Raw genomic sequence first — 12,216 nt, forward strand, 5'->3', positions numbered from 1 at the left:
GCGCACGGGTAGCGAAAGAAGAGGATAACCCGGGATGTATCGAACCCACGATTGCATTTTGGGACCGGTGGCCCCGCTGCGGACCCGGCGCGGGAACGGGGCGCCCACGTCGATGGGTTTTCCTGCGGCGGCTCACAGCGCCGCCAGGACCGGCATCAACACCGGTGGCGGCGTCCCCATCGGCCGCGGCCCCAACGCGGCGCCCCGGATCTCCCGCCTTATGGCGCCGAACGCCGGCCCCGTCCCGACTCGGCCCGGCCGCCATGCGTCCGCGACGCCGGCCTTGGCCGGTCCGGGTCGAGGTGACACCCGGCAAACGGGTTGCCGGTGTTGTGACCGGCCTGCTCGTGGCCGTCTTCGGTGGTGGCGATCTGGAAATACTGCATCACGTAAACCCGCACCGCCGACGACAAGCACGCATCGGGGTCCCACCTCGCTCGCCCCCGCTCCTCGACATTGGTCACCAGGGCCTTCATGGAAGTGCCCTCCCGGCGGCAGATCTCATCCAACGCCACCCAAAACAGGGTTTCCAGGCGCAGGCTGGTCCGGCCGCGACCGACGACAACGTTGCGGCAGACGCGCGCGAGGCCAGTGGGCATCACGTTCTCCGGTGCAGCGGGAGCATGCCGCCGCTTGAAGGCCGAAGTGCGGGAAAAGTGGACCCAGAAATACGCGAAAAGCTGAATCTAAGATCTCAACGCCACGCGCCAGGCAGCTTGGCACGCTGTCACCACAACGCACTGTTTAGTGAAAGCCTGCTTGGCCCCCAACGCCGCCCGAGCACCGGCGCACCGCACGGTCGAGCAGACGGGCCATTTCCATGAGAAGCGGCGCGCGACCGAAGGGGTGATGCCCCGTTCGGAGGTGTCAGAGGAAGCGCTCATGGCGGTCTCATTGCTTTGGACCGCCCGGTGTCTCCAGCTTGCGCACGGTTCCGCATCGGGGCGAACCACGCAACGGCGCCGGGACCTCTGGAGCGACGGCCATACGACTCGCGTCCAGGACCGTTTTCGCCGTCCCGCCCTCGCCGCCGGCGACGCGGACCACAATGCCGCCGTCCGTGATGCCTGCGGTATCCCTGCCTTTGCTCACCAAGTCCGCGGAGGACTACACGGTCGCGGACGTGCCCCGCCACGCGCTCTCAGGTCGTCTTGCGCGCCGTCACCGTGCCCGCCCAAGGTGGGCACACGGGGCCGTTGGCCGTCCCGACCTCCATGACAACCGTATCGTCTTCCATGAGCAGGACGCCTATGCCCTTGGCCAGATCGAGGTCTCCCTTCTATCCCTCGCCACGTCCATGCGCATCACGCCGTTCCGGTGCCGGTGCAGCGCCGCTGCCCCACACCGCCCATGCCCCCCGGCGGCATCGTCGACCTCGGGTATGGGCATCCCCTCCGCCACACACGGTGCGGCACGGTTCGACGTCCAGAGCGCCACGACCAAGACACCGTCGCGCATCGTTCCCCAAACACCTTCGTGATCCCGACTTTAGGTGGAGCAATCGGCCGGGCGTCGGTCCGGCGTATGGGCGACGCCACAGGGAATGTTGCGTGCGGCGGCAGTGGCGTGGACGCCGGGCCGCCCCCGAATCACCGTTCGGGATCAGCATTCCATTGGAACCGTCGGCGGCGGACAAAAGAGCGACCGGTTGCCATGCCCTCGGGGCATCAGGGCCGGTGCGACGATCCGAGTGGGAGATCGTCAAAGGGAAGGCGAAAAAAGGCAGACCAGGCTCCGCACCCCGCATTGGGCGCGAGCGCAAACGTTTGGACAGGGAGGAGGGAGGCATGGGCATGAAAACGGCGAAAGCGGACGGCAAGCGACCGCGACGCCCCCGCCGCGCGCCGAAACCACAGTTCGAATTGTTCGAATTTGCGATCCTCGCTTGGAAAATCGACTACAGCTTCACCTCGAACCCCGGTCGCTTTGCCCGCGGCCCCTACGAGGAATACCAACATCTTGAGGTGATCACGCGGCTCGTCCGACCGGTCCGGCACGCGGGGAAGACCGTGACCGTGGTGCTTCTTGGCAAACGCGGGACCGATGCCATCTTGAACGCCCCGGAGCGGTCCGCGGACACTGCTCCGCACGTTGGCACTCTGACAATGCGGGGCGAGCACCGCCAATACCTGGGTGCCCTGCCGGCAACGGCCGTCTGGGGCTTGGTCGCGGCGCTGGGCGCCGACAAGGTGCGGGCGATCACGATGAACGGCACCGCGCTGTCGCGGGGCTCGGCGTCCATCCACTGGATCAGTTTCACCGACGCGTTGGAGCCCGACGAGGATCCAGCATGAGCACGGCAAGCGGAAGCCACCATCGTCAGCCTGGGACGTGCCGCGCCCCGCCCACTCGTGTTCAATCAGGACCGGAACAGCGCAAGCGTGAACCGTCGCGCTGCTCACGGCAAACGCAATGCTGGCCGACCGTCGGCTGATAGTGGCGCGGCTGCGCGCAACGCCTCGCGTCCGGTCCACCAAGACGCGTGCGGGTGGCGGCTCAGCGGGCCCCTTTGACGATTATGGCCTCGCCGGTCGTCCTCCGGTGAACGCATCAAGGCAGCAAGGCGTGTCACCACCGCCGGGAGGGCGTCGCGCGATGCCGATTTGAACGTCATGAAGCGCAGACAAGCGTTCAATTTTTTATACATGTCAATAGCTTTGACTCGCCTCTCCAGAAATATGATGGCATCTTTCTCTCCTGTGCACTCGATTGCATACAAGCATATGCCAGCCCCGATATGGGTTTGGATTGAAACAACGGATAACTAGGAATTATGGCCCCAATTTTTCTCGATCGGGACGGGTTGACCGCGGAGTTGGTTCGACTGGTAACCAGGGTATCCACGGGCAGCATCATTTTGATCTGCGGAGCCGAGGGCGTTGGGAAAACCGCCTTTATTGAGCAGGCTCTTGGGTTAACCAATATAGATTATGAATCGGTTGAAGTTGGCCACCGAGGAGACGCGCCGTTTGAACCCGATTCTCTTGCGGTGAACTTGGCTCAGGCCGTTGGAAAGCGGAGCCATTTACTTGGCGTTCCCGCCTTCGACGAGTATCAGCGCATGCTGCGCAGCAAAGTGCGGAAAGAGGATCTGGCGGAGTCGGTGGCCACTGGTCTGGCCGGCGCGGTTGGTATGCGGGACGTCCTCAAGCAACTCCTCGAACCGAGAGGCCAGAGCCCTCAGGTAAAGCTGCGAAGCGCTCTTCTTGCCGAGGACATGGAGGAGCTCGCCATGCTCTATTTGGTCGAACATTGGCCGACCGACGCTTTGGTAGTACATATCAAAGACGGGCACCAACTGTCGCGGCGCGATTGGACACTCATGTGCCAATTGTCGGCGCGGGCGGCCCAGCCGCAGTTCCTGTGTGAAATCCGGACCGCTGCCAACGAAACGCCATCGGAGTTTTCCCATTATCCCAGCACGGCCCGAGCGACGGCCCTGAATGTGGCTCCTCTGGAAAGGAAGTACGCGGAACAGCTTTTCGCTCATTGCGGCGAACCCGCCGCCACGTTGCTGATGGAGAAGTTCGCCACCTCAGGCGGGAATCTTCATCCGTTCCGAAAGCTCCATGAGCTGAGCGAAAAAGACGCCGTCAAGTTCCTGGCGGAAGACCAGTTGCGCGAAGAGCGACTAACGAGGCGCCTTGTGGACGGTCTGACCGCTATGGAGTTGGAGGTTCTCCATCTCGTGGCAGCCCATCATGGACCCATGGATCTCCTTGTGCTCATTCACGTCTTTGATCCATCCACCTCCGTGAAACTTACGGACATTTTGGAATCGTTGTCCGAGGCCGACTTGATCGTCGATCTCGGACAACGATATGCCGCAACCACATCGGTGCGGCACGTCATTGATGATGGCAAATTTCGGATGCCCCAATTGGCCGCGACCCAGCGTCTGCGTACGCTCTATACCCACTGCGGCAGCGAGCTATGCACGGAACCTCGCGAGGTGGAAAGCCATCTGCTGATGTATTCGGCCCGGCTTGGCGACCTGCCGGCTGTGGCGAGCCGCCTGCGAGCGATCGTGCGCACCGGCGTGGCGTCTATCAACCCTCGGTCAGCTGTCCTTTTCGTAGGCAAGCTTATCGACGGCTTCTCGTCCACCAAAAGCCCGTCTATGCGGAGGTTTATCAAAGCCGTGGTCGGGCTGCAGGCCCAACTTCTCTACGAGGCCGGCTGGTATGCCGATGCCCTTGCCTGCCTCGATAAGATTCCATCGCTCCCGACCCGGCTGCGCTATCTCAAGATTGAGTTGCTCAATCTCCTCGGACAGCACGCGCGCGCCCTCCTCGAGGTAGAATTGGAACTAAAGCGAATTCCCGACATAGTTTCCAGCCATTGGCTTTGCTTAATTCTCCTCAAGCTGCACTGTCTGAGGCGCTCAAACCGCCTGAAGGAGACCCGCTCCCTCTATGAACGGGCGAGCACCAGACTGCTGAACGATGAGGGGCTTCCAGCCTATACCACCTTTCTCCGGTTCGCAGATCCCTGCCTCTACCTCGAAGGCGATTTCGAGCGGGTGTGTGCATCGCTGGAAATGGCGACCGAGCGTGCCCGGGCTCCCCTCAAGCGCCGTGAACTGGTGGCCGCGCTGATCGCCCATTCCCAAGTTCTCGCGTATACCGAACAAGTCGAGCAATCGAAACGCATCCTGTCCCAGGCCGCCGAAGAGGACATGGTCGGCTGCGTCGAACGCTATTCGATTCTGAACAATTCCTGCGCTATCAACCTCATGAATGGAACCGCCAACCACGACACCACCCAAAAGCTCCAGACCGCGCTTGCTCTCAGCAACGATCCCCTCGACCGCATCCTCATCGAGAACAACATCCTGTCCGCGCACGCCATTCTAGGGCAGCCTGAGGCCGCGGTTAAGGTGGCAAGGCACCTTTCCGGCCAAGTCGATAAGCTGTCGTGCATCGACCAGGAAATCTTGAAGCTATCCCTGTTCAACATCGCCATGGTGTTTGGCGACCTCGGTAGAGCGGAAGAAGCACAGCCCTATTGGGAACGGTTTCGGACTATCAGGACCGAACTGTCAGCCGACTATTGGCGGCATAAGGAATGCGATGGCTCAGACGGAGACCACGCACTGCCTTGGTACCGTTGCCGCTACTTCACACCGCTAATCACCCACTGGCATCTCGGCCCCGTACCATTCGAGGCTGTCCCGGATGATGATTCCGATGACATCTGGATAAGTTCCACCGGCGTTGGACAAGGCTGAAACAAACTCGCCATCCGCCCCGAGGTAGATGTCTGGCGTCAGCTCAATCACCACCGGTTCGCCGTCCCTGACGCGGCAGTCGATTCGGAACAGCCCCGTCTTCTCGAAATAGGATAATGCCTTTTTTGCCCTGTCCCAGAAGTCGCTTCTGGAAACCTCGAAAAGCCCCGGCGTGAGCTGTTCGCCCCGCTTCAGGCGCCAATCGTAGACGCCCCCGAATGGCTTTCCGTCAAGCATCCAGCAACTCGCGCCATGAAGGATGCGGTCCCTGCCGACCAGGAAGGCGGCGGAGAACTCGATCCCGTCGATATACTCCTCCACGATGACCGGCTGGCCCAGTTCCCTCTGAATTTGGCTGAAAATCACCTCCACCTCAGCAAGCGTTGCGCAAACATTTCTCTCGGTTATTCCCAGAGATGTTCCTTCAAAATTCGGCTTGGCAAACACCGGAAAATCGAGCGCGCAGCAAAGTTCGAGATCTTCTCGGCTGTTGACAACTATAGAACTTGGAACGGATAAACCAGAAAGACGACAGACGGCTTTGGACAGTTCTTTATCGTTGCACACCGTCTTGGTGAAGGCGTCCGCTCCGACGAACATCAGGCCGCAAGCTTCACAGAGTCCGGGGACGTACGCATGGCGCGAGCGCTGTTTCCGTCCGAACCAATACGGGAAGATCAGGCTATCGGTGAATTCCCGGTACCGATAGGAAAGTTCGGCCGGACTGTTCAAAAGAACGGTTTCGCGACAAAACTTCCGGGCGACGGCAAGCAATTCCTCGACAACACGTTGGGTCGGCTGGTCGATAGACCGATCAAAAGTAAACGTCGGCATAATATCAGGCAACGGGTCCGCAACTATGACCAGCCGCCCATCCCAGATTCGCGACATCGATAATTCCTAGTTATCCACCTCCTCTCATGCGTCCAGCCGCCCGGCCAAGGGCGGCCTTCAGGCTGGCATCCGTCACCGCGGTATATATCTCTGTCGTTGAAATACTCTGGTGCCCGAGCAGCCTTTGGACGAACCGGATGTCCACGCCGTTCTCGAGAAGCTGCGTTGCTGCGGTATGGCGCAGCATATGCGGGGTGATTCGGCGGGCGATCCCCGCATCTGTCGCCGTGGTGCGCAGAAGGGACCGCACGAACTCCGTGGTCGCGGGCGCCCCGGACGCGGTCACGATGAACCGGTCGTGGGAGCCGCGCCGGGTGACGGCCGTGGCGGCATAAGCCGCCACCAGAGTGGCCGTTTCGTCGTCGGGCAGAAAGACGCGACGCTGCCGGCTGCCTTTGCCGATGATGGTGATGACCCGCTCGACCAAGTCGATGTCGTCCAGACGAACGCTGGTCAGTTCGCCAACGCGCAGGCCGGTGCACAGCAGGATCTCCAGCACCACCAACGCCGAAAACGCGTTTGGATCGGTGCGCCGGCCAACCCGCAGCGCCTTCGCCTCGGTGATGCGGCCGGATAGCCCGACCCGGTCCATGGCGGTGCGGCGGAGCCTCCGTACCTCGTCGTCCGTCAGATTGCGCGGCAGCCGCTTGGGCAGGCGAATGCGCGCATCCAAACGATGAAAGGGGCTGATCGCGATCACCTCGTCCAATTCGAGCCAGCGGAACATCACCTTCAGGCAGGCGATCCGACGCTTGACGCTGGATTCCTTCAGCCGCCGGGTTTCGAACAGGTGGCTGAGGTAGCGGCGCAGGACGTGGCGGTCGATGCTCGCGACCTCGGCGCCGGCGCCGACGAACCGCTCGAATTCCCGCAGATCGGTGGAGTAGGCCCGTAAGCTGTGTGCCGACAGCGTCTTGGCGACGCGGCAGTGAACGAGAAAGTCGGCGCAAGCACGAGCTGTGTTCATGAAAAGCCACCCTGTGGCGCAGGCTCGACCGGCGGTACCGTGCCTGGCCGACAACGAACGCACCTCGTGGGGTACCAGCGTGCGTCAGCCCCCCCGCCGTGATTAGAGTACGAACGATTCGAATGCAAGGCCAAGCTTAAGGCCATTGCTTCGTCACGGCGAAGGCCCTTTGCAGCGCGGTGGGCCATCCAGTGACAAGACGAGCTTATGGGCTGATGACGCATCCCCGGGACCCCATTGGCCTTCGCCGCGCGATGCCCCGCCCAACACCGCACCGCACCACGCCGCAAGCGCCACGTACCGGGACGGCAATTAGGATGTCGACTAGGCCTGAATTAGATGCGTTGATAGCCCGGAAACCGAAGAGACGGCTTAGAGTGCGGATCAAAACCGGGTAGGGCTGAGGTAAATCAACGGCTTCAGCCCACTTTCCACGGGTTTTGATAGGAGCTCTTAGGCCCTGCGCCGTTTCGTCGCGTGCGTCCCGCCGGCAACACGCGGTTCCATGAAGGGACGTTTTTTGGGAGCGGCGGCATGGCAATGCTTTTTGACTGTGACGGCGTTCTGATCAACAGCGAAGCCGCCGCTGCGCGGGTCCTTCGGCGGTGGTTGCGCGATGTTCTGCCGGAAGACCACATTGCGCCTGTGATCAACCGGGCGCGCGGTCAATGGGCCGTGCGCGTTGTGGAACGGGAACTGCAACGTTTTGGATGTCAGGCCGAACGGTCTTGGCTCGAGGCTCTGGATCAGGACATTGATCGCGTTGGTGAGGCGGAAGCCTCTCCGGTCGAAGGGGTCGCAGCTGCCGTCCGATCAATTCCCGGGACCAAAGCCGTGGTGTCCAATGCCTCGTCCGCGTGGATACGGATGGCGGTTCACCGGACTGGGCTGTCGGATGCCTTTGGGGATCGCCTGTTCAGTGCCGACGCGGCCGGTCGCGACAAGCCTGATCCGGCTGTTTACCGGCTCGCCGTGGTGGAACTGGGCGTCGCTCCAGACGCGTGCATCGCTGTGGAGGACAGCCGTTCAGGTGTGATCGCCGCGGTTAAGGCCGGCATCACCGTCATCGGCTTTGCGGAAGAGGGGCCCAACGCCTTGCGAGCGGCATCGGATTTGAAATGCGCAGGGGCCGCACTGGTCATTCACCACATGTCCCAGCTTGCACCGATGATCGAGTTTGACCGGTTGGCCCACCGTCTGACCACGAGGGCGCAGAGCCAGTCTAAATAGCGTTCTCGCGAACACGAAATAAAGCATTGGCTCGCAACAAGGCGCAATCCTCCCTCCAGAGTTCTTTCACATACACGGGTATGTTCATGAATTTTTATGGACTTTGGCTGATTTTTCTGGAAATTTTCTACGATGCCACATTGACCCGTCTGGATCAGGCTTGATTTTGCACCAGACCAAGACTGGATAACTGTTAATTATGGACCAGTTGGCAACGCTCCTTCAGCGTGAGGCGCTTGTTGAAGGGGTTTATCAACATTGCGTCCAGATCGGGACTTGGGTTTGGCTCGAAGGACCTTCGGGAGTCGGAAAGTCTTGGATCGTTCAGGCGATCGGGGAACGCTGGCGCGAAGAAGGCGGAGATCTCGTTCTGTGTTTCGGCAATTCGGGACGAAGCTTTCTCGAACTCGCTCCCTGGATTTCCACAGCCGATGTGCTCGACGGTCGCAAAGCTCAGTCAGGGTATGATTTGGCAAGCATTGGTTTGCGTGCGCTGCCCGGCGGAAGCGCCCTAAGCGGTTTTGTCGACTGGCTGGCGAAGCGGCGGGAAAGCGGTCTGGATTTCCTCTCGTCGGGGATGATTCGTGTTCTTGGCGCTCTGGAACGCTCCTGCCTTAAAACAAACATTCTGGTCATCGTTGATGACGTTCAGTACCTTGACGATGCCTCAAAGAAATTCCTGCTCGCCTTGGCGGACCCGGCCGTGCACGCGCGATTCCGGTTCGCTGGACGCGCATCCTTTCTGATCGTCCGCACGCCGGAACACGACGCGGTCGGCTCGACGGCGCTGCTCTCCCAAATTCGCGCCCTCGCGCCCCACGTGATGAGCGTTCCTCCCTGTTCGAGGGACAAGTTTCCGGCGGTTCTCAAAGAACTGGGGATTCGGGTGTCCATGGACGACGGTGTGATGGACGCACTGTACGATGTGACAAAAGGGCATCTGAAACTGGCCGCCGAACTGGTCGTCATCCTGAACAACGCCGACGGAACGCTTCCTGGGTGGAAGGACGGCGCCGTACCGGATTTCCTTTCCGCGGTCATTCGGACGCGGATGCACCATGTCGAGCGGTTGATCGCCTCGTCGGCGCATTTGCTGAAGGCGGCAGCCTGTCTTGGTCTGTCCTTCTCCAAGCGGGAACTGTCCTGCGCGTTCGGCAATGATGCCGTGTTCGAGCGCGTGCTGGCCGCGGCCAAACGCGAGGCGCTTCTGGACGGTGATGATGAACTTCGGTTTCGGCACGAAATCCTCCGCAACGGCGTCCTGACGGGCATGGCGGAGGAAACGCCGGAGTATCATCGAAAAATCTGCGCGTGCCTCGTCGCGATCCGTCCAAGCGATTACGCTTTGCGGCTGTATCACGCCGCGGCGGCCGGAGATCGGGACACCGCCGACGCGCTTGCCTTCATGGTGGAAACGCAGGTTCTGCGCGGTGAACTGTCCGTTCGTGCCCGCGATGACGCCTTCGCTGCGGCGGGGCACGACGCGACGCGCCACCAGGACCGCGTCGCCAATCTCGCCACCGCCATTGCGGCCATCGACGGCGGGCGTTACGACGACGCCATCGCCATCTGCTCGGCGTTCGCGGACGCCGATGAGATGGTTGAAGCGGAGACCGCGTACTGGCTGGGGCTTGCGTATTACAAGCAGCGCACGGCGGCGGCGTACGAGCGGGCACGCACCACCTTGCTGGAGTGGCACTACCTGAAGCGCGAGCCGGAATTGTGGAGCCGCATCAGCGCGACGTTGCTGACCGTGTTGGCGACGCTGGATCGCCACGATGAAGCCACGGCCCTGGAGCGTGAGCTCAAGGCGCATTGCCGCAGCCGCCGCACCTACGATCCCGCGGCCAAGGACATGTACTACGCTGTGTTGCGCAAAGCCGAGGTTCTTTATCCGGCCGAGTTGGCTACGCCCTTCATCAGGCAGGCGGTGAGCCACTTCGGCCCATCGTCGCCGTCGGACCTCCCTCGCCATCCATTCCAGTATGTGGCTGCGCTGACGAACCTGTCCGGCAACCTTTTCACCTTGGGCCGTTTCGACGAGGCGAGCCGCGCCGGGCAGGAAGCGCTCACCGCCTACATGCGGTTGGGGGACATCCACCGGCTCGTCGAACCGTACAAGGTGGCAAACAACGCGTACATCGCCGCCTTTCGCGCCGGCGACATGGCGGCGGAGCAGGCGGCGGCGATGCTGGCGGCCAGCATCGGCGGCGATCTCCTGCTCCAGGACCGCATTCTGTGCCGCAACAATCTCGCCGTCTTGCACCTGCTCGCGGGCGACTACGGCCGTGCCGAAACGGAGTTCGCCGGCGCCTATGAGCACGTGATGGGAAAAGGGCTGGATGCGTACTACCGCGCCTTCGTAACCTCGAACTACGCGGCGCTGCTGCGCGTTAGCGGGCACCACGAGCGGGCGGCCGGCGTGTGGGCCGAGCACCGCGGCGCCGTTGCCGCCCTGAGCGACGAGCTGCGCCGCGTCCTCTCCCGCCGCGCCGACCTGCTGGCCGCCCGCTTCGCGGATGCGACGCCGGTGACGATGCACCAATGGGATGGCGTGCTCCTGGACGAGGAGCCACTGGTGTCGGCCCTTTGGGACGGCTTGCGGCACGGCTTCCTGATGTCCGACATTCAGGTCTGGTCGGAAAGTTAGATCCAGCCAAATCTCCGGGCATTTACGGCCGCCAAAAGAGCAAGAGCATGACTGTCCGGCAGCCCGGCGCTGCGGAACAGCCACGCGAAAGAGCTGTGCTGCACGAGGTGCGGAGAGGTTGCGACGTCGGTCACATAGTGTGCCCCGTCGGGCGTGACACGAAAGTCGACGCGCCCAACACCGGACACCTCGAGAAGATCGAACACGGAGGCGGCGTCGCGCGCCAGCCTCGTCCGAAGATCGGCCTCCAAGTGATCGGAGGCGGAAAATCCATACCCATCCCGGTTCACGACGTCGAAGTCCAGGAACCGCCTTCCAAGGTCCTTCTGGCCGTCGAGCGTGATGCTGACGACGCCAAGCGGCTGCGCTCCGGCGTGCTCGAACACGGGAACCTCAACCTCAAACCCCTCAATGAACCGCTGAACGATCACGGGTTGACGCAATATCCGAATTTTGTGATCCAACGCCGCTAGGAAGACCGGACTGAGGCGTCCGACGTTGTCGTCGGTAAGGCCGATGCTCGCCGACTCATACGCCGCTTTTGCGATGAGCAGAACGTCCTCGGGTGGCGTCCGGCCCAACATCCACCGGCCGTTTCCGAGATAATACCACGACGGGCACGCGGGCAGGCCGTGCGCCGTCAGCAACGAGGCGACGTGGTATTTGTGCCGGGCAAGCCCGGTGACATACGGATTCGAATTACAGACCGGGATGCCGTGCAATTGACAGAACGCCGGAATCAGCGACTTTCGCCCCGGCCCGGTTCCCGATTGCGCTGAATTGTACACCATCCTGTTCTTGCGCGGCAGCTTGCCGAACTCACCGTCGAGAACAGAGCGCATGAAGCTGTCCTCGCCGGTGTATATCTTCACATAGGCTCCAATTTCTTGGAATGCATTTACAATATGGCGTATTTCATATTCGCTGAAATACTCTGTGGCCAAAGCCGCCTCAGGGTATTCTTCTTCGTAATCGAGGGCTTCCTTAATGTTGGCGACAATGGCAACGGTGATGGTGCCGGCTGTGGATTGGAACCGCTCGATCAGGCGCTGAGCGTCAGCAAGGGCAACGTAGAAGATCATAATTAACAGTTATCGCGGCTGCCCTCTGCTCACGTGAGCGCGCCGACCCAAGCGCTGGCTGCGCGCAAGCCACCCCGTGCTTCGCGGCGATTGCGGCGATGATCGCGCGTGAACCGTTGGCTGTAGGGGGCAAACGTGTGTGGAAGAGGTCTTGTCCGCGCCG

At 61.7% G+C, this 12,216-nt stretch carries 8 protein-coding genes; 4 read left to right on the plus strand and 4 right to left on the minus strand.

The features are described from left to right. Window positions 1–218: 218 nt before the first annotated feature. On the minus strand, window positions 219–599 hold the full coding sequence (locus ABAZ39_RS12845; protein ID WP_051658006.1) for a ribbon-helix-helix domain-containing protein: 381 nt from the start codon (window positions 597–599) through the stop codon (window positions 219–221). A gap of 1,188 nt (window positions 600–1,787) precedes the next feature. Between ABAZ39_RS12845 and ABAZ39_RS12850 the strand changes: the two genes are divergently transcribed. Then, the gene (locus tag ABAZ39_RS12850) at window positions 1,788–2,294 is read left to right on the plus strand and encodes a hypothetical protein (RefSeq protein ID WP_144243539.1); all 507 of its coding nucleotides are present in this window, start codon (window positions 1,788–1,790) and stop codon (window positions 2,292–2,294) included. Window positions 2,295–2,773: 479 nt separating this feature from the next. Further along, a complete protein-coding gene (locus ABAZ39_RS12855) occupies window positions 2,774–5,230 on the plus strand; it encodes a hypothetical protein (protein WP_038529906.1) in 2,457 nt (818 codons plus the stop codon). On the opposite strand, the gene ABAZ39_RS34115 is transcribed toward ABAZ39_RS12855, so the two are convergent. After that, window positions 5,129–6,121 (minus strand): D-alanine--D-alanine ligase family protein, encoded by a 993-nt coding sequence (locus tag ABAZ39_RS34115; protein WP_081863001.1) that lies wholly within the window; start codon window positions 6,119–6,121, stop codon window positions 5,129–5,131. The genes ABAZ39_RS12855 and ABAZ39_RS34115 overlap by 102 nt on opposite strands. A 13-nt stretch (window positions 6,122–6,134) precedes the next feature. Continuing rightward, entirely contained in the window at window positions 6,135–7,091 is a 957-nt protein-coding gene (locus ABAZ39_RS12860; RefSeq protein ID WP_038529908.1) for a tyrosine-type recombinase/integrase, read from the minus strand. A gap of 534 nt (window positions 7,092–7,625) precedes the next feature. On the opposite strand from ABAZ39_RS12860, the gene ABAZ39_RS34120 reads away from it, so the two are divergent. Next, window positions 7,626–8,321, plus strand: coding sequence for an HAD family hydrolase (locus tag ABAZ39_RS34120; protein ID WP_081863002.1), 696 nt, complete (start codon window positions 7,626–7,628; stop codon window positions 8,319–8,321). A 199-nt stretch (window positions 8,322–8,520) separates the two neighbouring features. Continuing rightward, window positions 8,521–10,971: an ATP-binding protein gene (locus ABAZ39_RS12870; protein ID WP_144243540.1), complete on the plus strand. Its 2,451-nt coding sequence runs from the start codon at window positions 8,521–8,523 to the stop codon at window positions 10,969–10,971. Here ABAZ39_RS12870 and ABAZ39_RS12875 read toward each other — a convergent pair. After that, window positions 10,968–12,053, minus strand: a complete 1,086-nt coding sequence (locus ABAZ39_RS12875; RefSeq protein ID WP_038529912.1) for a D-alanine--D-alanine ligase family protein — start codon at window positions 12,051–12,053, stop codon at window positions 10,968–10,970. The genes ABAZ39_RS12870 and ABAZ39_RS12875 overlap by 4 nt on opposite strands. Between the last annotated feature and the right edge of the window lie 163 nt (window positions 12,054–12,216).

Origin of the sequence: Azospirillum argentinense, assembly GCF_000632475.1 — a bacterium.
GTDB classification, from domain to species: Bacteria; Pseudomonadota; Alphaproteobacteria; order Azospirillales; family Azospirillaceae; genus Azospirillum; species Azospirillum baldaniorum.